Annotated in this window: 21 protein-coding genes; 8 read left to right on the top strand and 13 right to left on the bottom strand. The window is 47.4% G+C overall.

The window, feature by feature from the left end; translation table 11 throughout:
• Positions 1-85: 85 nt before the first annotated feature.
• From W04_RS07995 to W04_RS07985, 3 genes are read right to left on the bottom strand one after another with little or no spacing between them, the layout of a single operon-like run.
• Positions 86-1294, bottom strand: a complete 1209-nt coding sequence (locus W04_RS07995; RefSeq protein ID WP_053910460.1) for an ABC transporter permease — start codon at positions 1292-1294, stop codon at positions 86-88.
• A complete protein-coding gene (locus tag W04_RS07990; protein ID WP_045978335.1) occupies positions 1287-2078 on the bottom strand; it encodes an ATP-binding cassette domain-containing protein in 792 nt (263 codons plus the stop codon). Before W04_RS07990 ends, W04_RS07995 begins: the two co-directional genes overlap by 8 nt.
• A complete protein-coding gene (locus tag W04_RS07985) occupies positions 2078-2887 on the bottom strand; it encodes a DUF3025 domain-containing protein (RefSeq protein ID WP_053910459.1) in 810 nt (269 codons plus the stop codon). Before W04_RS07985 ends, W04_RS07990 begins: the two co-directional genes overlap by 1 nt.
• A 108-nt stretch (positions 2888-2995) precedes the next feature.
• Here W04_RS07985 and W04_RS07980 point away from each other — a divergent pair, with 108 nt between their 5' ends.
• A complete protein-coding gene (locus tag W04_RS07980; protein ID WP_053910458.1) occupies positions 2996-4624 on the top strand; it encodes a M28 family metallopeptidase in 1629 nt (542 codons plus the stop codon).
• Between the two features lie 61 nt (positions 4625-4685).
• Positions 4686-5861: a putative manganese transporter gene (locus W04_RS07975; protein ID WP_053910457.1), complete on the top strand. Its 1176-nt coding sequence runs from the start codon at positions 4686-4688 to the stop codon at positions 5859-5861.
• Between the two features lie 42 nt (positions 5862-5903).
• Here the strand turns inward: W04_RS07975 and W04_RS07970 are convergent, their stop codons facing one another.
• The 7 genes from W04_RS07970 to seqA all read right to left on the bottom strand — a co-directional run bounded on the left by W04_RS07970 (position 5904) and on the right by seqA (position 13831).
• On the bottom strand, positions 5904-6269 hold the full coding sequence (locus W04_RS07970; protein ID WP_053910456.1) for a DUF805 domain-containing protein: 366 nt from the start codon (positions 6267-6269) through the stop codon (positions 5904-5906).
• Between the two features lie 161 nt (positions 6270-6430).
• On the bottom strand, positions 6431-8008 hold the full coding sequence (locus W04_RS07965; protein WP_053910455.1) for a dihydrolipoyllysine-residue acetyltransferase: 1578 nt from the start codon (positions 8006-8008) through the stop codon (positions 6431-6433).
• 10 nt (positions 8009-8018) lie between these two features.
• Positions 8019-8996 carry an alpha-ketoacid dehydrogenase subunit beta gene (locus W04_RS07960; protein ID WP_022946551.1) on the bottom strand — a complete coding sequence of 326 codons (978 nt, stop codon included), beginning with the start codon at positions 8994-8996 and terminating at the stop codon, positions 8019-8021.
• Entirely contained in the window at positions 8996-10213 is a 1218-nt protein-coding gene (locus W04_RS07955; RefSeq protein WP_053910454.1) for a thiamine pyrophosphate-dependent dehydrogenase E1 component subunit alpha, read from the bottom strand. The genes W04_RS07960 and W04_RS07955 overlap by 1 nt, the downstream gene beginning before the upstream one ends.
• Positions 10214-10504: 291 nt before the next feature.
• Complete coding sequence (gene astE, locus W04_RS07950; RefSeq protein WP_053910453.1) at positions 10505-11539, bottom strand: succinylglutamate desuccinylase; 1035 nt, start codon at positions 11537-11539, stop codon at positions 10505-10507.
• Between the two features lie 95 nt (positions 11540-11634).
• Positions 11635-13275, bottom strand: a complete 1641-nt coding sequence (gene pgm / locus W04_RS07945; RefSeq protein WP_053910452.1) for a phosphoglucomutase (alpha-D-glucose-1,6-bisphosphate-dependent) — start codon at positions 13273-13275, stop codon at positions 11635-11637.
• Between the two features lie 10 nt (positions 13276-13285).
• The gene (gene seqA, locus W04_RS07940) at positions 13286-13831 is read right to left on the bottom strand and encodes a replication initiation negative regulator SeqA (RefSeq protein WP_053910513.1); all 546 of its coding nucleotides are present in this window, start codon (positions 13829-13831) and stop codon (positions 13286-13288) included.
• 182 nt (positions 13832-14013) lie between these two features.
• On the opposite strand from seqA, the gene W04_RS07935 reads away from it, so the two are divergent.
• The 5 genes from W04_RS07935 to fur all read left to right on the top strand — a co-directional run bounded on the left by W04_RS07935 (position 14014) and on the right by fur (position 16544).
• Positions 14014-14790, top strand: a complete 777-nt coding sequence (locus tag W04_RS07935) for an alpha/beta fold hydrolase (protein ID WP_053910512.1) — start codon at positions 14014-14016, stop codon at positions 14788-14790.
• 125 nt (positions 14791-14915) lie between these two features.
• Complete coding sequence (locus W04_RS07930) at positions 14916-15137, top strand: DUF2788 domain-containing protein (protein WP_022946545.1); 222 nt, start codon at positions 14916-14918, stop codon at positions 15135-15137.
• A 2-nt stretch (positions 15138-15139) separates the two neighbouring features.
• The gene (gene ybfE / locus W04_RS07925; protein ID WP_022946544.1) at positions 15140-15418 is read left to right on the top strand and encodes a LexA regulated protein; all 279 of its coding nucleotides are present in this window, start codon (positions 15140-15142) and stop codon (positions 15416-15418) included.
• A gap of 14 nt (positions 15419-15432) precedes the next feature.
• Entirely contained in the window at positions 15433-15960 is a 528-nt protein-coding gene (gene fldA, locus W04_RS07920) for a flavodoxin FldA (RefSeq protein ID WP_022946543.1), read from the top strand.
• Between the two features lie 137 nt (positions 15961-16097).
• Positions 16098-16544, top strand: a complete 447-nt coding sequence (gene fur, locus W04_RS07915) for a ferric iron uptake transcriptional regulator (protein WP_053910451.1) — start codon at positions 16098-16100, stop codon at positions 16542-16544.
• Between the two features lie 54 nt (positions 16545-16598).
• Here fur and W04_RS07910 read toward each other — a convergent pair whose 3' ends face one another.
• A complete protein-coding gene (locus tag W04_RS07910; protein WP_231658073.1) occupies positions 16599-19403 on the bottom strand; it encodes a collagenase in 2805 nt (934 codons plus the stop codon).
• Positions 19404-19716: 313 nt separating this feature from the next.
• Here W04_RS07910 and W04_RS07905 point away from each other — a divergent pair, with 313 nt between their 5' ends.
• On the top strand, positions 19717-20751 hold the full coding sequence (locus W04_RS07905; protein ID WP_022946540.1) for a GGDEF domain-containing protein: 1035 nt from the start codon (positions 19717-19719) through the stop codon (positions 20749-20751).
• 39 nt (positions 20752-20790) lie between these two features.
• Here the strand turns inward: W04_RS07905 and W04_RS07900 are convergent, their stop codons facing one another.
• Positions 20791-22308, bottom strand: a complete 1518-nt coding sequence (locus W04_RS07900; protein ID WP_053910450.1) for a glycogen synthase — start codon at positions 22306-22308, stop codon at positions 20791-20793.
• Positions 22309-22310: 2 nt separating this feature from the next.
• Positions 22311-23603, bottom strand: a complete 1293-nt coding sequence (gene glgC, locus W04_RS07895) for a glucose-1-phosphate adenylyltransferase (RefSeq protein ID WP_053910449.1) — start codon at positions 23601-23603, stop codon at positions 22311-22313.

The raw sequence follows: 23603 nt of genomic DNA, 5'->3' as shown, positions 1-23603 counted from the left end.
ACCATTTAGCGTAGTGCTGAGTATAGAAGGAACGTCTTATATAGATATTACATCGGGTAACAATTAGTTAACTAAATTACCTAATTTAGCGAAACAACACATCCTCTTTATTAAACCAGTAGGTACAAAATGCCAGTAACGCCCCGGCAAGCACCACGGTGGCTGCAAAGATAAGTCCCACTAAGCCCAAATCAACTGTGCCTTTAATGATCTCTTTGATAGCCAGGCAAATATTAGTTATAGGGATCAGCGCTGTTTTAGCGGTCAATTCCATATTCGGCATGATGGCGACAATGATAGGGATGAACACTAAAAATGACAGCGGAGACATGTAGTTTTGTGCCTCTTTAAAGCTGCGCGCATAAATAGAAATGGTCAGCGCTAAAGAGCCAAAAATCGCGGCAACCGGAATTAATAGCAACAAAATCAATAATAAGTCGGTCACCATTACCGTACCAAAGGCTTCTTTAAGCATATCAAGCTCAATAAATTGCCCAGCCAGGGTGATCCATAAGCCAAAACTGAGTACGGTGACCATGGCACTGGTAATGCCACTGCAAAATACCGTTAAGAATTTACCGAGCACCACTTGAGTACGTGATAGAGGCGTCAATAACAGGGTCTCCAGAGTACCGCGTTCTTTTTCACCGGCCCCTAAGTCAATGGCTGGATACATGGCGCCCGTCAGCACTAAAGGTAGCAGCAGATAAGGGATATAGGCACCGATTTTTTCACCGAGATTTTCGCGCTGATCAGCGGTATTGACCTTCTCAAGCTCGATGGGCTGTAGCAACGCCGCCTGGGCATCTTCACTGACCCCAAGCTCAATAAGCTTGGCACTTTGTAGTTGCTGCGCGTATTTGTCCGCTACTTCTTTCAAGTTGGTAAATAAGAAGTTGATGGTTTGCGCATCATTAAATATAACTTGCCAGGTGCTCTGTTCACCGTTATCCAGCGCGCCTTGCGCATCGTGTGGAATATAAATACCGACATCGATGGTTCCTGCTTCCACCGCCGCTTTTAAGTCATCAATGCTCTGGTATGAATGCTTTTGTTCAAGCTCTTTAAAGCTTTTATGAAAAAAGACTTCCTTCGCGAAAGGCTCTGCATATTGGGCATTAACGATGGCATATGTGTGCACTTCCTGCTTGGCCTCAAGCGCGGCCTGCGATGCTAAAAAGCCAATAAGCGCAAAAATTATCGGAAAAATAAGCAGCGGCAGCGCAACCACGAACATCAGCGTTTTTCTATCGCGTAACAGCTCTTTTATTTCCTTTAAAAATACTTCATACATGGCGATGATCCTCAAGAATATTCATAAACGCGTCGTTCAGCGCTGTCGCGCGCCCTTGCTCGCTAAACTGCGCTAAGGTGCCGTCAAAGCAAGTGACCCCTAAGTCAATGACACTGACACGGTCACACAATAACGCAACTTCATCGAGATGATGGGTCGAGAAAATCACCGGTGTGCCCTGCTCTTTAAGGCCTTTAATAAAGTTAATCACCGTTTGCGTGGTCATGATATCCAAGCCTGTGGTGGGCTCATCCAATATCACCACATCGGGCTTATGTACCACGGCTCTGGCGATATTGGTTTTTTGCTTCATTCCGGTAGACAGATTATCGGCTCGCTTGTCCAAAAAGCTGTGCATATCCAACAAGGTAAATAGCTCTTCACAACGTTCTGCGAGCGCCGAACCTCTCAGGCCATGGAGCTTGGCGAAGTACTCAACATTTTCTTTCGCTGTTAAGCGCCCATACAAGCCTGTAGACCCTGAGAGAAAACCAATGGCTTTGCGCCCCGCTAAGGGCTTTTTAACCGCGTCCACGCCATTAACTTCAATGCTTCCTGAGTCGGGTTTTAATGCGGTTGATAACATTCGTAGCGTGGTGGTTTTACCGGCGCCATTAGGCCCAAGTAACCCTAGTACTTCACCTTGATTGCAATGAAAGCTGACATCGCGTACCGAATGGAAAAAGTCTTTGTCTTCACGGGGGTCTTGCTGCGACTCTTTGACATTTTTCTTATGGTCTTTGGTGAGTTTGAACTTTTTTTGTAGCCCATTCACTCTTATCATTATTTTGTGTTCCTTCGTTTTGGTCGAAAGTAATCCGTATTGGCATAAAAATTTGGGTCGACATTATCGTCATACCATCCCGGTACCCCGAGCAAGGGAAGCGGGCATAGCTGAGAGTTATCAGCCAACACATTTTGCTCGGCTATCATCTCATATAGGCGCGCATCGAGGTAGCGGTATTGGGCACTTAAATCTTTACAAAATATATCAGCGTCAACGTCGATAAATAACGCTTTACCTGTTAAGCCAATAAACGGCTGTGTCAGCATTTCATAATTGGCATGGCCAAAGGTATAGGCACGAATGCTATGTTGCCACTGCTCTTTGCGTTCTACGAATACCTCCTGCCACTGGTGTTGGCGAAAGGCGGTTATCCAACTGGGATCACTCACCGCTAATACCACGGCACATTCATCAAATAAGGTCAGTGCATTACGTTTTTTACTGCGCTTAGAGCAGGTTTGCAGAGCCATTTCCTCAATATGTAAGCGATTGAGTAAGGCCTTGGTTTTAGGAAATAGCCGCCATATATAGGCACCAAACAAGTCATGCCAGTTTTCGCTGCGCGTGGGGACTTTGCCAGTTTCATAAATGAATTGCTCATAATAGCGCCCATCCTGTTCAAACTCGCTATTGGCTATAAATTCTATAGCCAAACCTTGGGCGTTCATCAATTGATCTTGGTTTAACTCTCTCAAACTCGGCCAGTCGCGATATTGCTCTAAGGCAAACAGGGCGTTGAGGTGGGCAAATGCACCGCCTTGTAAACAATCAGTGCGCCACTGCGGATAGGGGGTAAAACGTTTCATTACTACTTATTTTAACCGTAAATTTTGCCTAGTTTAGCGCAAAAACTGGTGTAATTTCATCGCTATCCTTATACTGGCTGTCGTCTTATAGCAATGAAATGAATAAATATGAAACGCTATTTCCCACTGACTTTACTTGCTGGCGGCATCCTTGCTGGCTGTGCAAGCACACAAATTACTGAACAAGACGTTATGGCGGGCTGGAACAGCATCAATGCTGAACAACTCGCGCAGCACGTTAAAACACTGGCTTCGGATGAATTTGGCGGACGAGCTCCGTCAACCAAAGGTGAAGAACTCACACTCGCCTACTTAACCGAACAATTTACTGCCTTAGGCTTTAAGCCCGGCAATGGTGATAGCTTCTTACAAGAAGTGCCGCTGGTCTCGATTGAAGCCGACCCCAACATGACCCTCAATATTGGCGGAAAAGACTACCAATATAAAAAAGACATGGTCATGGGGACCAGCCGTATTAGCGCTAAAGAGGCCATTAACGATTCTGAGCTGGTATTTGTCGGCTATGGTGTGAACGCCCCAGAATATGGCTGGAACGACTATGAAGGTCTTGATGTAAAAGGTAAAACCGTAGTCATGCTAGTTAACGACCCAGGATTCGCTACCAAGGATCCTGAATTATTCACTGGCGATGCCATGACCTACTATGGCCGCTGGACATATAAATACGAAGAAGCAAGCCGCCAAGGCGCTGCTGGCGCTATTATTGTGCACGAGACCGCACCTGCATCTTATCCGTGGTCGGTGGTCGAAAACTCGTGGAGCGGCCCCCAGTTTGGTTTCCAAAAAGATAACAACAATATGGACCGCGTGGCGGTGGAAGGCTGGGTGACTGTGGATGTAGCCAAAGAGCTATTCGCAAAAGCCGGTCTGGATTTTGACCAAGCTAAGCAACGCGCAAGCGAAGGTGCTTACCATGTTGATATGGGCGATTTAACTGCCAGCGTTGAAGTAAATAGCGAAATCAAAAAATCGATTTCCTATAACTTTATCGCCACGCTACCTGGCAGCACCAAGCCTGATGAGCACATTATCTACTCCGCGCACTGGGATCACTTAGGAACCGATAAGAGTCGTAAGGGCGACCAGATTTATAATGGCGCACATGATAATGCTACCGGCACTGGCGGTATGATTGAAGTCGCTGAAGCCTTTGCCACATTGCCCAAAAACCCAGACCGTTCGATGACGTTTTTAGCCGTTACTGCTGAAGAGCAAGGTCTGTTAGGGGCAAAATACTACGCTGCTAACCCGGTTATCGATATTGATAAAACCGTTGCCAATATCAATATGGACAGCTTGAACCTACTCGGTAAGGTTAAAGACATCAGCGTTGTCGGCATGGGTAAGTCTGAACTTGATGATATGCTAAGCGAAGCCGCGAAAATGCAGCAGCGTAGTGTGTCTGGTGACCCTAAACCAAGCTCAGGTGGGTATTATCGCTCTGATCACTTTGCCTTTGCCAACATGGGTGTGCCGGCGATGTACGCCGGGGGTGGCAGTGAGCCTGCAGATGCGCAAACGGCTAAGTATCGTAAACGTATGGGTCTAGTGTTGCGCGGCTGTTATCACCAACCTTGCGATCGCTATCGCGATGAATGGGATTTATCCGGTGCCGTGCAGGACTTGCAGCTGTTCTACAAAGTGGGCTATGACATCTCACAGCAAAGCGAATGGCCGCAGTGGTATGCAGACGCGGAATTCCAAAGATCTAAATAGGTTTAATTATCATTTAGATTAAACTATAGTGTAACCTAGTTTATGATCTAGGTTACACATTATGCCCGTATCGACTCTCTCACCCTGTGTTCTTACAACCAATTGGATGAAAGTCATTAATAAACGGTTATTTTTCCCTCTTGGTTTGGCGCTACTGTTAGCCATACCTAGCACTCGCGAACTGACGTTAACGGCGCTCAGTGATGCTTTTTTTCAGGTCAGTGTCTTTGTCGCTGCTACCCTGCTGCTCTACTACCTGCTAATAAAGCGTTATCCTTTACTGGAATTAGGGCAGTTCTCTCAGCGTTACCCTAAATTTGAAGTGTTATTTGCGGCGTTCTTAGGCGCGTTGCCTGGCTGTGGTGGTGCCATTATTGTCGTGACCCAATTTACCCGGGGGCAAGTCAGTTTTGGTGCCGTTGTGGCGGTGTTAAGCGCAACAATGGGAGATGCCGCATTTTTACTCTTGGCAGCCAGTCCTTTCGATGCCCTGTTAGTCCTTGCTATTGGCCTGGTGGCGGGCACGTTGATGGGCACGCTGGTCAATAAAATACACGCCGATATCGAATTTCACCATAAAAAACCAGACCCCGATGTATTGCAAGGCAAGCCTGCAAGCCCATTATTAATGGCGACAAAGCAAATATGGATATGGACATTACCATTGTTATTACTTGTTGCCCTCGTTTTGGCGTTTAATATCGAGCCTGCAACCCTATTCCAAGGTGCCGATACCATGGTGCTGTATGGCGGTAGTTTTTTAGCGGTGGCGTCGATGCTGGTGTGGGCGCTCACCAAAAATGAGGGTAATTATCAATCTATTGCCTGTGAAGACTGCCCGCCCGAGCCAGAATCTGCAACTGTTAAGGCTATACAAGATACCCATTTTATTACTGTCTGGGTGGTGGCTGCGTTTATTACTTTTGAACTTGTCAGCACCCTCGCAGGGCTTGATTTAGCGGTGTGGTTTAATCAGTATGCACTATGGACGCCCTTAATCGCTGCGCTGATTGGTTTAATTCCCGGTTGTGGCCCGCAGATCGTTGTCACTGGCCTATACCTTCAAGGTGGGCTCCCATTCAGTGCCTTATTGGCCAATGCCATCTCAAATGATGGGGATGCCTTATTTCCTGCCATCGCCCTGTCACCCAAGGCCGCATTTATTGCTACAGTCTATACCTTGATACCGGCGCTCGTTTTAGGCTATGGCTGGTATTTTATAAACCTGTGGACATAAAAAAAGCCGGTACTGAACCGGCTCTATATATCTCGTTATCGATTAGGCAGTGGCGCCTTCGATATTGCCCTCTTTAGGGTTAGCGCCGTAGTCATTGTCACCTTCTTGGCTGTCTTGAACCAAGAAAATAAGCAGTACGATAGCACCAATCAGTGGAATAAGAGCAATCAATTGCATCCAACCTGAGCGGCCTGTGTCGTGTAAACGACGTGCAGTAATAGCAATATTTGGGACGAACAGTGCTAATGAAAGAACAGAGGTAAAAAGAATAGTGCCAATGACGCCATCAATGACTGCCGCAATCACGTAAAAGATTAAGTAAAAAAGCACAAACATCCAAAAGCCCTTACGACGCGTACGGCCTGTGAAATCTGCATAGCGCTTAAGCGCTTCTGTAAAATGTTCCATATTGAAATCCTAGTCTTTATTGTTTATTCCAATAGCCGTTCAAAACCTGAATGGCTGGGTCGCTTTTCATTTCAAAGCAATGATAATGTTAATCGATAACAGCTATAAAAAAAACTAGCCGGAGCTAGTTTTTTCAGTTTTTGTTCAGCTAATTGGACCAGTTAGCGCATCGCCATCAACATTTTACTTGGCTGCTCTAGGAAATCTTTCCATAGATTATTAAAGCGGGCGATGGTGCCGCCATCAATTACACGGTGATCTCCAGACCAACTTACCTGCATTATTGCACGAGCTTCAACATCACCGGCTTTGTTAAAGCGCGGCAATTGCTGTACTTTACCAAGGGCAACAATGGCTACTTCAGGCTTATTGATAATCGGTGTGGCTGTCGTGCCGCCAATAGCACCGATGTTAGAAATAGAGATAGTCCCTGATTTCAAATCTGCTGGCGCCACACGCCCTTCTCGGGCACTGTCGGTAAGGCGAGTTACTTCGTTAGCCACATCAACAATCGATTTGTTCTGCACTTGTTTTACATTCGGTACCAGCAATCCAAGTTTAGAGTCAACGGCCATGCCAATGTTGTGGTCATCGAAGTAGGTTAACTCAGTGCACTCATCATTGACTTGCGCATTTAACACTGGGAATTCCTGCATCGCCAATGACAGCGCCTTGATGAAAAACGGCATCATGGTTAACTTCACGCCTTGCTTCTTATACTGCTCTTTGAGCGTGCCGCGCAATGCGATTAAGTCCGTAAGGTCAATTTCGTCACTGTATGTAAAGTGCGGAATGGTGGAAACCGACGCCGACATCTGCTTCGCCATGGCCGCTTTCATACCTTTGATCGGCTCTACACGAGACCCGCCACTTTGTTGATTGGCGTTACTCGATGTAGTGTTGCTCGGCCCTTGCTGCGAAACACTTTGCGCTGTGTCACCAGATGCCAAGAAGCGTTCAATGTCTTCTTTGTATACACGGCCATTTTTACCGCTGCCAGGAACTTTGCTGATGTCAATATCATGCTCACGCGCACGGCGACGCACAGCCGGTGATGCTAATGCTTTGCCTTGGGCAACAGAGGTGTCAGTATTGGTCTCTGAGGCTGCTTCATTGTGCTGTGATTGCGTTGCCGAGTCGGTGCTTTCGCTACTTTGCTCGGCGTTTGTCGAACCGGCAATTTCCATTTGGAATAGCGGGCTGTGCACCTTAGCAATATCACCCTTTTGATAATAGAGCTTCACCACTTGACCGTCGTACTTAGCAGGGATTTGTACCAAGGCCTTATCGGTCATCACATCACATACCGCTTGGTCTTCTTTAATGGTATCGCCTTCACTTACCAACCATTCAACTATCTCACACTCGACAATGCCCTCGCCAATATCAGGCAAGATAAAGTCCTCGCGCTGAGTACCCGCGCTGTTAGAAGTTGCACTCGCTTGCTTCACTTCGGGCTCTTGCTGGGTATCTTGCGGCGCAGGGCTATCACCTTGCTCGCCATTCACATCCATTGCAAACAGTGGCTGATGTACTTTAGCAATATCCCCTTTGTCATAATAAAGCTCAGTGATCACGCCATCATGTACCGCTGGGATTTGCACTAAGGCTTTGTCAGTCATGACATCGCAAATAGGCTGGTCTTCTTTGACTTCGTCACCGACTGCCACAAGCCACTCAACCACTTCACATTCAACAATGCCTTCACCAATATCTGGTAAAATAAAATCTTTTGCCATGATTATCCCCTTAAAACTCAACCGCGTTTTTAATGGCTTCGAATACCTTCAGCGCATCTGGAATATATTCTTTTTCTAGTGCTAATGGATACGGTGTATCCAAACCACATACACGCGTGATAGGTGATTCCAAGTAAAGGAAGCATTGTTGCTGGATGGTCGCCACAATCTCGGCGCCAAAGCCGTTGGTGATCGGCGCTTCATGGCTGACCACGAGGCGACCGGTCTTTTTCACAGACTCAGCAACAGTATCGACATCCCAAGGGAGGATGCTGCGCAAGTCTATCAGCTCCACACTGATCCCCTGCTCTTTAGCTTTCTCAGCCGCTGCTGCAATGATTTCCATCTGTGCACCCCAGGCCAATACAGTCACGTCTTTACCTTCTTGCACCACTTCGGCTTTGCCCAGCTCAATGGTGTAATCTTCCTCGGGCACTTCGCCGGTAGAGGCCCGATAGAGGCGCTTTGGTTCGAAGAACAGCACTGGGTTGTCATCTTTGATGGCGGCGCGCAGTAAGCCTTTGGCTTGGTATGGGTTACGTGGTACGACAATCTTTAACCCCGGGGTGTGCGCAAAATACGCTTCAGGCGATTGCGAGTGGTATAAACCTCCGGCAATGCCACCACCATAAGGTGTACGGATGGTAAGATTACCGACATTAAACTCGTTACCGCTGCGGTAACGGAACTTCGCTGACTCATTAACGATTTGGTCAAACGCAGGGAAAATGTAATCCGCAAATTGAATTTCAGCAATCGCTGGCGCACCAAACGCCGCTAAACCATTGGCGAATCCCGCAATCCCTTGTTCGGTTAACGGCGTGTTGAATACCCGGTGTTTCCCGTATTTCTCTTGTAATCCGGACGTGGCCCGAAATACACCGCCAAAGTAGCCAACATCTTCACCGAAAATACAGGCATGGTCGTGCTCTGCCATGGTGATATCCAACGCCGAGTTGATAGCATGAAGCATGTTCATTGTTTTCATTATTTCAATCTCCCTGCTGTTGTTGGATAGGCATCGGGGTACTTCTTAATATGAGTCTTTAATTCATTGTATTGCTTTTCAAGACTCGGGATGGGCGTGTCATACACGTCGCTAATAAGGTCTTCCAACGGTGGCTTAGCCACTTTTTCTGCCGCCTTTAATGCTTCAAGAATTTGCTCACGCACTTTCTCTTTCACTTGCTCGTCTTCTTGTTCATCAAGCCACTCTTTTCTCAGCAACCAATTGCGAAAACGTGCGACTGGACAGTTTTCACGAAAGCCCGCTTCTTCATCTTTAGAGCGGTAGCCGCTTGGGTCATCCGAAGTTGAATGCGCCCCTAAACGGTAAGCGAGGGATTCAATTAGCACAGGCTCACCAGTTTCGGTGGCAATTTCCCGCGCTTTTTTGGTCGCCGCATAAACGGCTAATGCATCAGCTCCATCTACACGGATAGCTTTGATTCCATAACCCACACCACGCGACGCAATACCGTCACCAGCAAACTGCTCATCGGCCGGGGTGGAAATCGCATAACCGTTATTACGCGCAAAAAACAGCACTGGCGCTTTGTGTACAGCGGCCATATTTAACCCGGCATGAAAATCACCCTCTGATGCCGCCCCTTCGCCAAAATAGCAAATGGTGACGTTATCAATGGTGCTATCGAGCTCGCCGGAGTCTTTGTTGACGTGCTTAAGTTTCTGCCCATAAGCATACCCAGTCGCTTGTGGGATTTGCGTGCCCAGCGGTGACGAGATGGTCATGTAGTTGAGTTCACGTGAGCCGTAGTGAATTGGCATTTGGCGGCCTTTACCCAAGTCCTGCTCGTTAGAGAACATCTGATTCATGAACTGCTCTAGGGTAAAACCTCGGTAGCGTAGCGCTGCCTGCTCACGATACTGCGCCATGATCATATCATTATCATCAAGCGCCGCCGCACTGGCGGTTACCGCAGCTTCTTCACCTAAACACTGCATATAAAAGCTGACACGCCCTTGGCGTTGTGCTGCTTGCATGCGCTCGTCTAAGGCACGAATGAAGCGCATAGTATCGTATATTTTAAGCGCTGTTTGCTTATCAATTTCTGGCTCTTTTGCGCCCTCAAGCACACTACCTTGTTCGCTAAGAACGCGATAAGTAGGCACATCGAGGCCGTGGCCATCAATAAATTCTAGTTCGTGATTAATATTCAACGAAACATTATTGGGGTTAGTCATAACCTTCCCTTCTGTTGTTGTCACCAAGCTAAGCGTTGAGATGTTGTTATTGTTGCTTTGCCGATCGACTGACTTGCAATAGTTAGTCTTTCAGTTAGTAAATAGTGGTCTAAATCTTCCACTACACGCGCTTAGTTTAAATTATGCTGCCGCCACTTTACGTCAACGTAAAGGTATATTCAACTAATGATAGCCGAATATTCACATCATTGAGAATGGGGCCTTGGCAAGTTCCGTGTACGCTCCGTAACATATTGAAATAAATGGATATTACGGAGCAGAGTGGTCGGATCAGATGAACTCATCGGTGAGTTTTGTGGGGACAACTGTGAGCAAAGCGCGTTGCCCCAATGCGACTTTAGCGTTAGGGAAAATAATCGCCTCTCCCTCTACCTCGGCACGAATTTCTTGCTCACCATCATGACCTAATAATTCACCTTTGGCGAAGCCAGTGAAGTTAGGCACATCGTCGGCAAAGGTAAAGCTGAAGTCTTCATGATGGCGATTAATGGTGCGATAAACCGAAAATAACTCAACATCATCAGCATGAAGTTCAGGGTAAGTCACGGTTGCTTGCGTGATCAATGCCTCAAGGGTGGCTTTGGCTTTAGCGAAACGGCTCATATCGTTGTCACCAAAAGGACGCACTTTCCCTAATTCAATAGTGAACGCATCTGCATCAAAATGACGGGAAGAAAAATAACTGAAGGTGGATGCGGGTTCAGACATTAGCAACACCGTTTGTACACCACAACTAAGCAAAAACTGTAGTTGTTCGCGTTTATGGGGTTTACCATGTAAAAACGGATACACCGCAAATTTCTCGTTCTTAGAGTCGCGAATCGCGGTATGCAGGTCATAATGTGCACGATAGCGCCCTTGCCCCGCCATGGTAAAGAACTGCTCTACATAGTGTTCAAGCTTTTTCGCGCGCTGACGCTCAGGGTTATCTACCCCACCCTCGCTGTGCTTGCCGCAGAACAGACGATTAAGGTTTTCATCGACAAAACGCTGGCCAATATTAATTGATTTCGGATTACCAAAAATGAACAGCACACGGTGAGTTAAAGTAATGTGTTCAGCGATAATGGCTTGTATCAGTTGATCACAAATTTCTATAGGCGCGGTTTCATTGCCATGCACGGCACTGGAGAAAACAAAATCCTTATCACCGTATCGCGCTGGAGTGAATTCAATGACGCCTGTGTCAAGGACCTTTACAATTGTGCCATTATCAAGCGTGAACTGCTCTGGCGGCAGATTGAATTCATTTTCACGGGTTATGCTAAGGAAGTCACCGGTCTCTTTCAGACGCTGTAAATACATAGTACACCTTTATTGTGAGAGCTTCGCCGCCTATTGGCAGCGTTATCAAGATAAACAGTAAAAAGCCAGTCGAGCGACTGGCTTATGTGAGCGGGTTAAGCAATGGCGTTATCAACCAACGCCTTGGCTGCTTGTTCTAATTGTTGTAAATGTTCTTCACCTTGGAAGGACTCAAGGTAAATCTTGTAAATGTCTTCGGTGCCCGACGGTCTGGCCGCGAACCAGCCATTTTCAGTCACTACTTTTAGACCACCAATCGGAGCATCATTGCCTGGCGCATGAGTCAGCTTGGCTGTGATCGCATCTCCGGCCAGTTCCGTGGCCGTAATGGCCTCAGCACTGAGTGCTTTCAGTTTCGCTTTTTGCTCACTATTAGCAGGGGCGTCAATGCGCTTGTAAACAGGCTCACCAAATTTTGCCACTAGTTGCTGGTAATACTGCGAAGGCGTTTTACCAGTAACGGCGAGAATCTCAGCAGCAAGTAACCCCATAACAAATCCGTCTTTATCGGTGTTCCATACCGAGCCGTCTAAGCGTAGATACGAAGCTCCGGCACTTTCTTCACCGCCGAAGCACAATTCACTGCTGTGCAAACCATCAACAAACCATTTAAAGCCCACAGGGACTTCAAACAAGGTTTTACCGTGGCTTTGTACCACTTTATCAATCATCGCACTGGAGACCAGAGTTTTACCGACTTTCACATCGCCCGGCCACGCGCTGCGATGAGTCAATAGGTAATCAATAGCGACGGCAAGAAAGTGGTTGGGATTCATCAATCCGTCTGGGGTAACAATACCGTGGCGGTCATAATCTGGGTCGTTACCAATACCAATATCAAAGCGGTCTTTTAGTGCAACCAAATTGGTCATCGCATAAGGGGATGAGCAATCCATTCGGATTTTGCCATCTTTATCTTGTGGCATAAACGCAAAACGCGGGTCTATCGCGTCGTTCACAACCGTGAGGTTTAATCCGTATTGCTTGGCAATATGCGGCCAATAATGAATTCCCGAACCACCAAGGGGGTCGATCCCTATGGTGATCCCTGATTTGGCAATCGCGTGCATATCAACGACATTAGCTAAATCAGCAACAAATGGGGTTATTAAGTCCACGTATTTGATAAAACCAGAGCGCACAGCCTTAGCAAAGGGGAAAAGCTCCACTTCCACCAAGTCCTCAATGAGCAGCTGATTGGCTCTATCTTCAATCCATTTTGTGGCGTTGGTATCAGCAGGCCCACCATTGGGTGGGTTATATTTAAATCCACCATCTTGAGGTGGATTATGTGAGGGCGTCACCACAATGCCGTCAGCCAATTCATGTGGGTGGGCTTTATTGTGACTCACTACCGCATGGCTTATCACCGGAGTGGGCGTAAAGTCATCGCCTTGCTGGGTAATGATTTGCACTTCGTTGGCGACCAATACCTCAATGGCAGAATTAAACGCCGACTCCGACAACGCATGCGTATCTTTGCCTAAAAACAGCGGCCCGAAAATATTCTCTTTTTTGCGGTAATCACAAATAGCCTGGGTAATAGCCAAAATGTGAGATTCATTAAACTGCGTATTAAAAGAACAACCACGATGACCGGAAGTACCAAATGCGACGCGGTGCTCTGGAAATTGCTCCACGTCAGGCTCATTGAGATAATAAGCGCTCATTAATTTAGGTATATTAACAAGATCGGCTTGCTTGGCGAGTTTTCCGGCATTGGGGTGAAGGGCCATACCTGATTCCTTATAAATAGTCGCGAATAGTTTCTGCTTGCTCTTTAGTGTAACCCAGCTCTAACGCCGCTTCATGCAACATCATTTTCTTACGGGTAGTATTAGAGTTGGTCATTACCCAAAAAGGACTGTCATCGATATTCTTCGGGTTTAGACTGCTACCACTGGCCTGCAATTCCTCTTTACTTTTACCAAAGTATCGACGGTCACGGCCTTTAATATTCAGTACGCGGTGGAATGTGGTTTTATGGGTGCGATGCAGCGCTGCAAGAATAAACAAGAAGCGGCCAACAACGCCCTTTTGCATCGCCAATTCTTCTTTATTAAGAATGTCGAACACGCTGGCTTGGCTATCATCAGCTTCAGCTATGGGCTGCGCTTGCTGCTGCTCGGGCTCATCGCTTACATCGGTTTCTACAGTGGCTGGCGCAGCTACGGGCGCTGCGCTTTGCAAATTCAATAAACGACGCAAAATCTCAGAGGCACTTTCGCCAATGCTTTGGGTATTGCTGGCAATATATTGGTATAGCTCGTCGTCTATTTCTATTTTTTTCATGATATTCCTGTCATTACTGCCAAGTTTACAAATGCTTTGCAGAATTATACCCAAGTTACCTGAATAAGCTAGGGGGCGTGCCCTGTATAGGCCCTTAGCAACTGAGCAGTGTTTGACCAAGTGTTGCATTGCGCGCGTCCAGTGGGCACAATTTACCTACTTTCATCGATGATAACGTGTTTATGTTACTAAATTATCAAAGCAGCTCTGAGGCGCCGAAAAATGCGCCCACTGTGCTTGTTATTCATGGTTTATTTGGCTCATTAGATAATCTTAAGGTCGTTGCCAGAGCCCTCAGTGAGCAGTTTCATGTAATTAACGTGGACGTGCGCAATCACGGTCAATCTTTTCACAGTGAGACCATGACCTACCCGGCTATGGCTGAGGACATTATTGCGCTGATGGATGAGCTGGAGATCGCGCAAGCGCACATTGTGGGTCATTCCATGGGCGGCAAGGTGGCTATGCAAGTAGCAATAGATGCACCCGAGCGCGTCAGCAAGCTCGTTGTACTTGACGTGGCTCCAGTGAGTTACCACTCCCGTCATGACGCCATTTTTCAAGCGCTTGAAGGCGTTGCCAGTGCATCGGTTAGCTCACGTTCGCAAGCGGATGAGTTAATGAGTGAATACATAGCCACACCGGGTGTACGCCAGTTTTTGGCTAAAAGTTTGAAAAAAACCGACAAAGGCTCCCTAGAATGGCAATTTAATTTGCCAGTGCTAAAACAGCAATATGCAAATATCCTATCGCAGCCAGTTGTAAATGATTCTTGTTTGTGTGATACACTGTTCGTTAAAGGTGGCGACTCAGATTATATTTTGCCTGAGCACAAAGAACAGATCATGACCCTGTTTCCGAATGCCAAAGCAAAAGTAATTCAAGGCACCGGACATTGGCTACACGCTGAAAAACCGGCAGCAGTAAATAAATCCATCGTTGATTTTTTAACACGTTAATCCATATCAATAGTGTGGGCGTAATTTAGGGTGAGTATAACGGAGGCTAAAAGCCTCAATATCACCTAAATTATTGGATTTTTCTGTGCTACAATGCGCGCCGTTTTACAGATAGGTAGCAGTCAATGGTCGACCAATTAATCAATGAGATCGATACCCTCGGGTTATATTTTGGCCTTGCTGGCATCTTTTTTTTCATCGGCATGGCAATTCAAGACGTACTTAAAAAAGGCGATGTGCCTAAATTTGGTCGTTATATTGTCTGGCTTGTGTTGTTTTTAGGCTGTTCCGGCTTTATCGCCAAGGGGCTTATTCAAGTCTTCTGGCAAGGAGCAGGTGTGGGTTAACCATGGCCAAGTCAGAGCTAGATAGAACCACGCTCGATTTATTCGAGTATGAGCGACGCCCGGGTCGTCCAAAAACTAACCCGCTCCCTCGGGAGTTACAACTGAAAGTAAATAAGCGTAACCAGCTCAAGCGCGATAAAGCGCGGGGCTTGAAACGCGTCGAATTTAAAGTTTCATCAGAGCTGTATCAAGCATTAAATGATATGGCAGATGCGCAAAATATTAGCCGTAGTGCGTTGATTGAAACCATTTTGCAAGAACGATTGGCTATAGATACATAAAAGGTTATTTATTCATGGCAAGTGTAGGTATATTTTTTGGTAGTGATACGGGTAACACTGAGCACGTTGCAAAAATGATCCAAAAAGAGCTCGGCAAGAACATGGTAGCCGTGCACGACATCGCGAAAAGCAGCAAAGAAGAGATTGCAGAGTTTGACCTGCTGCTCTTTGGTATCCCCACATGGTACTACGGCGAAGCGCAGTGTGACTGGGATGACTTTTTCCCTGAACTAGAAGAAATCGACTTTGACGGCAAGCTATGTGCTATCTTTGGTTGTGGTGATCAAGAAGATTACGCCGAGTACTTCCTTGATGCCATGGGCATGGTCAACGACATTATCACCGAGCGTGGTGCTATTGTAGTCGGTAATTGGCCTACCGAAGGCTATGATTTTGAAGCATCAAAAGGGCTGGTTGATGACGAGCATTTCGTTGGCTTGGGCATTGATGAAGACCGTCAACCAGAGCTGACCGATGAGCGTGTAAAAACCTGGTGTAAGCAGATTTTTGATGAAATGTGCCTAGCAGAACTTGCCGACTAAGAACAAAAACGCTAAGGGTAACTTGGCTTTACACTTGATAGTAAAGCACGTTATTCTTAGCCATTATTATGCGTCGCACGCACCGCTTGCTGTCCCTTAGCGGTGCAACCAAGAATCTAAAATCGAGAACAAGTTGAATGACTGATCATAATCTAGAGCTTAAAAAAGCGGGCTTAAAGGTCACGCTACCGCGTATTAAAATCCTAGAAATCCTCCAGTCTCCGGATAACCAGCACATCAGTGCCGAGGACGTCTACAAAATCCTGCTTGATAACAGCGAAGAGATCGGTCTGGCTACTGTTTATCGCGTTTTAAACCAGTTCGATGACGCTGGCATTGTCACCCGCCACCACTTCGAAGGCGGCAAATCGGTATTTGAATTGGCCGGCTCTACGCACCACGACCATTTAGTGTGTTTGAAATGTGGTCGAGTGATCGAGTTTGAAGACGACATGATTGAACGTCGTCAGGTAGAAATCGCAGAAGAAAACGGCATTACGCTAACCAATCACTCACTCTATTTATACGGCGAGTGTAAAGATGTTGAAGCGTGTAAGAACTACGCCGAGATAAGCAATAACTAATTGCTTATATGAAAAAAACCTGCGCTAACGCAGGTTTTTTTTTGTGTCTTTAGTTTACTGACAATGGCCTTCATCAATACTAAGTTTCAAGCTCGCTCCAGCGCTGTTGCCAGATACTTTTAAATACCCCCAGTAGTTGCTTTGACCACTCACCGATAAACACTCCACGTTTCCTGATGTATCGCTGCGCGCCTCAACATTGCTGCCGTTGGGCCAGCCTTGGTTGGCATATTCCAGCATTAAATCGCCACTGCCATGGGCCGCTTCGATACGCACACTTTGCGCTGCGGCGACATTTTCAATACTAAACCACATCGGTGCCTGCGCACCTAAGCAGATAGTCTCACCGGCCACTAAGTGCCCATCAGTACGCGGTCCTTGTTGCGCGCACATATCATCGATGTGAGAAGACGCCTGATAGCTGGCTGTTAGGCTCACATCTGCAAACGCATTATACCCCCTGACCATGATATACACTTCACTGGTCGCGCTACCTAGATTGAGCTGGCATTGTTCCTCATTGCCACCAATATAAGGACGACAGTCAAACTCGCCTGTGGTGGGGACTTGCTGTTCACGAACATAAAGGTCAGCATCACCACTGCCTCCTGAAAGGGTCACATCAAGCGCTGAAGTGCCTTGCGGCAATGTGATACGGAACACTTGCTCGCTATCTTGTGCTCCACTGATAGACACGCTTTGCCCATTGCTCAGCTCAGTAATACCGCCGCTGCTATCGGCCTCAATGGTAATACTGTGACTAACACTGTGGCTCAGGCCCTGCTCATCACTCACACTCAAGGTCACGGTGTAACTGCCCGACTGATTATAACTGTGCTGTGCAATAGCCCCTCGCCCTGATGTGCCATCGCCAAAGTCCCAAAGATAGCTTGCGATAGCGCCTTCGTTGTCGCTGCTCGCACTGCCATCAAAGGTCACACTTTGATTCACAACCCCGGTATCGAGGGCGTTAATACGGGCCGTTGGCGCGGTATTGTTCTCGCCACCGGCGAGCGCTTGTGTCCAAGTTGTGAATTCATTGCCATAACTCGCCGCCCAGCTATTCACTTGGCTTTGATAGCCTTGCCAGTTGCCCTGGCGAGTATTCGCTAGCATGTTGGCCAACTCGCTGCGGTGACGCTCAAACATAAAGCGCACCCCCAAGTATCCCCAGCGATAAATTCTATCTTGGTCAAAACCGGCATACGTGGTGGCAAACACCTCGCCTAATTGGTAAGTGCTGCCATCTTTTATGGTCTCAATTGCCGCGCTATTGTCCTCAAGTAACGAGACATATTCAGCCACTCCCTCACTCCACCAAACTATATCGGCTGTTGGGGCGTTAAAGTCACCATAAAGATTAAAGCGCCCGTCTAAGTAGTGAACATATTCATGCTCTAAATTCCAGACATAGTGTTCAGCGTTGGCATAGCTGGCCTCGTAAGCGACAAAGTTGGCCTGATTGTCCGGGTTACTCGGATCCCCCTCTAAATACATACCGCCATTGTTGGTATCGATGCCAAAAATAACCCCAGCATATTTTTTATAATCGTCGCTGCTATTGAACACATTCACCTGTAAGAAGGAGTTCAAATCATCGGCAACAGGTTGATTATTAGTGGCTAACTTGTCGTGGAATACCCCTTCTTCGTAGGCCATTTTTTCACAGGCTGCTTGTTGTTGGCTGGCACTTAATTGTTGTGCCCGAATGCGAATGGTGTCACTGCACTGGTGAATTTGACCCAATACCTGCTGCTCAACCTGTTCTTTAAAACCACACACCTCAAACTGCGCGCAGGCACCGTAGTAATCGACGATATCGGCTGCGCCTAACCAGAGGGCATCACCGTAGCCAACCATGTTATAACGGGCAAATAGTGCGCTAAGCTGATTATCGGCCTCATCTTCTATTGGCTCACCGCTGTGCATTTTTAACCGCGCTAACTCCCTTGCCGCGTTGGTGATCAGATATTCGCTGTCGCTACCTATCATCCAGGTTTGCGCTGTGAACTCACCTAACAGTCGTGCCAGCTCCGTATCGGTTTTTGCCAGCGCCATGAATTCATCATTCCATTGACCTCGGAACAAAATGGTAAAAATACCATTTACCGCCGAGCGCATATGCCAGCTATTACCATAACTTTGGTCCCAACGACTTAGCCATTGTTTAACTTGCGCTAAGTAGCGGTGTTGTAATTCAGCGCTATCCATAGTGATGATCACTTCACTAAGCGTCTTGCCATGGGCGTCACTGTTGGCATAAAAGTGGGTATTGGCAACAAAGGCATCCAGTGCTTGCTGGGTCGCCTCAGTTGCAGCTGGCGATAAGCTTACCTGATCGTTATAGAACTCGACATAGAAACCAGCGCGCAGGAACAAAAACAGCGCTTCCAAATCAGCACTGCCTTGGCCGTTATAATTGCTGGCAAGCACAAGTGCCCTATCAGCGACTGCTAACATTTTACCATCAGTAACAATTTGTCCAGCGACTTCATTGCTGGCACTAAATAGCGCGTTGACGCAATCCACCCCCTGGCTGGTCACTTGCTCGGCGATGGTGGCGCTCGACGCGTCAGCCAGTTGCTGCAGGGCACACTGCGCACTCGCATCTGCCATCAAGCTAGCATGTGATAGCTCATTAACTAAATGGACTGAAGAAAGCTGCTTTTGCCTATCGGCCGTTGGCGGCGCGATATGTTGCCTCTGCTGGTCCGCCTCATGGGCAACGGCCAATGAGTGCTGTGCACTTATAGGTTTAAACAATCGCTTGCCTTCACTGGTGCCCGGGTGCGCGCTAACGTGGCCAGCTACGCAGCCAAGCGCAACCATCAGTGCCGACGTAATTGCTGATTTTCTCATAATGTACCTTTTCTGGGTTGATTGAACTCGCGGCAAAGTTAACATTTAGTTAATAATGTATACAATATATTTTATATTCGTTGTGGTTATATCGTTAGATTCAAATTCCCTTTTTTGATTACAAGCAACGTGTTAGGCCATTGCTCGCTGCGAACCTAACTGCAAGATGCTAAGCATATGGCTGAGAAAGAGAAGGAGAAGAAAATATGACAATGGCGGAAATGGACGTCCCGGTTTTCATATATTGACTATACTCAGGGCTAGCGACCATGTAGGTCGCATTATGTGGTAAATTCATAGGGCCTACCGAATCATGCAAGAAGAATTATTAAACTCGGTTATCAAAATCACTAAAACCAGAGATGTAAACTCCCTCGAATACAGCCTAGTCACCACCCTACAAGAATTCATACAGTGCCAAGAGATAGCAGTCTATAAGGACTTACAAGACTTTGGCCGCAAGGTCATTGAGTGCAGCCTAGTGCTACACCATGAGAATGCCGGTCAATATCAATGGCACGACACACACATTGTAGAATCCCCTGAATCTGAACTTCTCTCGTGTTTACAATCTGCTTGTATCATTACCGTACAGAACAACAACGGCATTGAGCATCGCTGGCTGCCCATTTCGATTTTTGATAAACCTGTGGTCGCCATCAAGGTGGTCAGTAATCACTTGAGCTCATCACAACAAGTGTTACTAAACGCCTTTTGCCGTATTTACGAAAATTACCTAACCATTTTACATGAGAATGAGCGCGACAAGCTGACCGGATTATTAAATCGGCAAACCTTTGAGCGTAAATTTAAACGCCTGCTAGAAAAGCAAGTGATGAACCAAAAAGCCCATAACCGAGAGAATAATAACCGCAAGCGCCAACCCGAGAGTTACTCGTGGTTAGCAATGGTGGATATCGACCACTTCAAACAAGTTAATGATAACTATGGTCATGTCTGTGGTGATGAGGTATTGCTTATCTTGGCGCAGCAGATGCGTGGTTTCTTCCGCGCTTCAGATTTAATGTTTCGCTTCGGCGGCGAAGAATTTGTACTTATTTTTGAGCCTTGCAAACAAGAAGATATCAATGAAAAAATGCAGGCGTTTATGGACCATGTGCGCAACACCCACTTCCCCTTTGTAAAAACGCTGACAGTCAGTGTGGGGATGGCTCGTATCAGCCCTTATGACTTCCCCATCAGCGTATTAGAGAACGCCGACAAAGCACTTTATTATGCAAAAAATAATGGCCGTGATCAGCTGCACTTTTTTGATGATCTTGTGCAATCCGGTGCAATTTCACCGGACAATGCTAATCAGGATGAAGGGGATATCGACCTGTTTTAGGCCGCTCCCCAAGGTGTCACTGAGTCGTTTGCGCCGCAGCTAATGGGTGTACAACTGCTCAAGGTAACTGACGGCGACTTGGTGCCAGTCAAAGCGCGTGTTTTTGGCTTGCGCGCACAATGTCTGCCACTGCGCTGGCTCGTTATGGTAAACAGCAAGAGCACGCTGCAAGGCAGTGAGTAGCTGCTGGCTTTGCTGTTTTGGGCTATTGCCCGTGAAGGTGAAACCATTGACGCCTTCGGCAATGGTGTCTTTAAGTCCGCCCACTTGATGTACTAAGCAGGGCGTGCCCTCGCGCATCGCTAAAAGCTGACTGATGCCACATGGTTCAAATGAGCTGGGCATGCAAAATAATGACCCAAGCTGGTACATCGCATCACCCAACTCTAGGGCAAAGCCGCGTAAAAACAAAAAGTTGTCATGCTCAGCCATCGCCTGTGTTAGCACTGCTTCAAGCGCCGGATCGCCAGATCCGAGCATCATAAAGTGCTTGCCTTGCTCAGCCAAACACCGTAGCAGATCACCCAGCGTATTATCATGCAGCAATAGCGCGACTTTTTGCGGGCTGATCCGTCCTACCGAGCATAGCCAAGGTGTGATCTCGTTGGCACGCCATTGTTGCAGGCGAACATGGGCGATGTAATGACTCGCGCTTAACTGATTGGCCTTGCCCATCCATTGTAATACAGCCTGCTCAGCGAGCTGCCATAACCGTTTTTGAGTGTAATTTACCGACTCGCTTTGGTAGTCACAGCCATTGAGGATGCCCAACAACCGATTTTGCTGCTGCGCGGCAACCAACTGATTTTCCAACCCTTCTCCACCGATAAAACCATGCTCCATATTGCTTGGACGCTGAACCTCTTGCATATACTGGGGCGAGACCACATGCACTTTGTCACATAGTTCAATGGCAGCGCGCATCGGATTATAGCAATGGGGATAGCGCGGATCGCAAATACGCTGGCCATCGTAACTAAACCATGGAAACCACGATTCAAGCGCCGACGGGTCGTGGGCAAACGGCCTCACTCCTTGCAATGCTAAGTTGTGAATGGTGTACACCGTGTGCATGGCTTTAAGTCTTTGAAAATCATTGCCATAAGCACGAAGCACCGCCAACGTGGCGCTGTGCCAATCATGTAAATGCAACACATCGGCCGCTAGCACACCTTGCTCTATCGCCTGTGCCACCGCCAAGCAAAATAAGGCAAACTTACTGGCATCAGCAGCAAAGGGCCGGCCGTCTTCATCGTGGTGATAAACATGCTCACTGCACAGCCACGGATGCGATAACACATAGTGACTGACCCCATCGCGTTTGCTCACCAACAAAAGTTGTATATTAAGCCGTTGGTGGGCAAAGTGAACCTGCACCTCGGCGCAGGGCTGCGCCTCAATGAGCTCCATACATTGGTAATGCGGCAAAATGACATCGACTCGGGTGCCTTGCTCGGCCAGCGCTTTTGACACATTGCCCACCACATCAGCCACCCCACCCACTTTTGCGCCGACAATGGCGCTGCTTTCAGCACAAACAAATAACACTGACTTCATTATTACGCTCGCTGCTGACTCTGGGCATCGGTTTTTTGCGCAAGCGCCGCCAACATATCGCGCGTTACCAGCACAATGCCATTTTTGGATACGCGAAAGCCGTGTTCAATATCTTCCTCATGATCTAAGCCAATGGTCAGTCCTTCTGGTATTTCACAGCCCCGGTCAATGATCGCTCGCTTAATATGGCAACCGCGATGAACGACCACACCCGGCAGCACCACCGCTTGCTCGATTTGACAAAAAGAGTGCACGTGCACATTAGAAAATAATAGCGACTTGCGCACTTGCGAGCCGGAAATAATACAGCCACCGGAAACCGTTGAATCCACCGCCATCCCCCGGCGTTCATCGTCATCAAAAATAAACTTCGCTGGCGGTAATTGCTCTTGGTAGGTCCAAATTGGCCAGCTAGGGTCGTACAAATCCAATTTCGGCTGCGGTTCAACCAACTCCATATTCGCTTCCCAAAACGAATCCAAGGTGCCAACATCACGCCAATAGGGCTGCCCAGACATGCCCGGATCGGTAAATGGAAAGGCATATACCTGGTGATTGTCGATGATTGCCGGGATGATATCGTGACCAAAATCACGCCCCGAACAGCTGTTTTGCGCATCTTTTTGCAATTGTTCAAATAGAAATTCAGTGTTAAATACGTAGTTGCCCATCGACGCTAAGCACCGACCCGGCTTTGCTGGAATTTCATTCGGCACAGCGGGCTTTTCATCAAAGCGACGAATACGGTTTTGTTCGTCCACGGTCATAACACCAAAGGTGTTGGCAGCCTCTTCGGTATCGACTTCAATACAGCACACCGTCATATCGGCGCCCGTTTCCACATGTTTTGCCAGTAACGCCCCGTAGTCCATACGGTAAACATGATCGCCTGATAAAATCATGACATAACGGGGTAGCTCATGACGAATGATGTCCATATTCTGAAATACCGCATCGGCGGTGCCACAATACCACTCATCGCCGTAGCGCTGTGACGCGGGTAAAATCTCTACTGACTCACCGAGCTCTTTTTTAAAGTGCCCCCAAGCGCGATGCACATGACGAATTAACGAGTGCGACTTATATTGAGTCGCCACCCCGACCCTGCGTATCCCCGAATTGATGCAGTTCGACAGTGGAAAATCGATGATGCGATGTTTACCCCCAAAATACACGGCCGGCTTGGCGCGCCAGTTGGTCAGCTCATGTAACCGCGATCCCCTGCCTCCGGCGAGGATCAAGGCGTAAGTATCACGGGTTAAAGTACTAATGTATCGATTTGCATAACTTGGCAT

Source organism: Pseudoalteromonas sp. SW0106-04 (assembly GCF_001293805.1).
Taxonomy (GTDB): Bacteria; Pseudomonadota; Gammaproteobacteria; order Enterobacterales; family Alteromonadaceae; genus Pseudoalteromonas; species Pseudoalteromonas ruthenica.
The sequence above is the reverse complement of the archived record's forward strand: the minus strand, read 5'-3'. Positions and strand labels throughout refer to the sequence as shown.

Coding starts and splice junctions, on each gene's coding strand:
- W04_RS07995 (WP_053910460.1), bottom strand. CDS start 1,294: ATGTATGAAGTATTTTTAAAGGAAATAAAAGAGCTGTTACGCGATAGA.
- W04_RS07905 (WP_022946540.1), top strand. CDS start 19,717: ATGCAAGAAGAATTATTAAACTCGGTTATCAAAATCACTAAAACCAGA.
- W04_RS07960 (WP_022946551.1), bottom strand. CDS start 8,996: ATGAAAACAATGAACATGCTTCATGCTATCAACTCGGCGTTGGATATC.
- W04_RS07985 (WP_053910459.1), bottom strand. CDS start 2,887: ATGAAACGTTTTACCCCCTATCCGCAGTGGCGCACTGATTGTTTACAA.
- W04_RS07955 (WP_053910454.1), bottom strand. CDS start 10,213: ATGACTAACCCCAATAATGTTTCGTTGAATATTAATCACGAACTAGAA.
- W04_RS07935 (WP_053910512.1), top strand. CDS start 14,014: ATGTTACTAAATTATCAAAGCAGCTCTGAGGCGCCGAAAAATGCGCCC.
- fldA (WP_022946543.1), top strand. CDS start 15,433: ATGGCAAGTGTAGGTATATTTTTTGGTAGTGATACGGGTAACACTGAG.
- W04_RS07980 (WP_053910458.1), top strand. CDS start 2,996: ATGAAACGCTATTTCCCACTGACTTTACTTGCTGGCGGCATCCTTGCT.
- W04_RS07970 (WP_053910456.1), bottom strand. CDS start 6,269: ATGGAACATTTTACAGAAGCGCTTAAGCGCTATGCAGATTTCACAGGC.
- astE (WP_053910453.1), bottom strand. CDS start 11,539: ATGTATTTACAGCGTCTGAAAGAGACCGGTGACTTCCTTAGCATAACC.
- seqA (WP_053910513.1), bottom strand. CDS start 13,831: ATGAAAAAAATAGAAATAGACGACGAGCTATACCAATATATTGCCAGC.
- W04_RS07910 (WP_231658073.1), bottom strand. CDS start 19,403: ATGAGAAAATCAGCAATTACGTCGGCACTGATGGTTGCGCTTGGCTGC.
- pgm (WP_053910452.1), bottom strand. CDS start 13,275: ATGGCCCTTCACCCCAATGCCGGAAAACTCGCCAAGCAAGCCGATCTT.
- W04_RS07975 (WP_053910457.1), top strand. CDS start 4,686: ATGCCCGTATCGACTCTCTCACCCTGTGTTCTTACAACCAATTGGATG.
- W04_RS07990 (WP_045978335.1), bottom strand. CDS start 2,078: ATGATAAGAGTGAATGGGCTACAAAAAAAGTTCAAACTCACCAAAGAC.
- glgC (WP_053910449.1), bottom strand. CDS start 23,603: ATGCCAAGTTATGCAAATCGATACATTAGTACTTTAACCCGTGATACT.
- W04_RS07900 (WP_053910450.1), bottom strand. CDS start 22,308: ATGAAGTCAGTGTTATTTGTTTGTGCTGAAAGCAGCGCCATTGTCGGC.
- W04_RS07965 (WP_053910455.1), bottom strand. CDS start 8,008: ATGGCAAAAGATTTTATTTTACCAGATATTGGTGAAGGCATTGTTGAA.
- W04_RS07930 (WP_022946545.1), top strand. CDS start 14,916: ATGGTCGACCAATTAATCAATGAGATCGATACCCTCGGGTTATATTTT.
- ybfE (WP_022946544.1), top strand. CDS start 15,140: ATGGCCAAGTCAGAGCTAGATAGAACCACGCTCGATTTATTCGAGTAT.
- fur (WP_053910451.1), top strand. CDS start 16,098: ATGACTGATCATAATCTAGAGCTTAAAAAAGCGGGCTTAAAGGTCACG.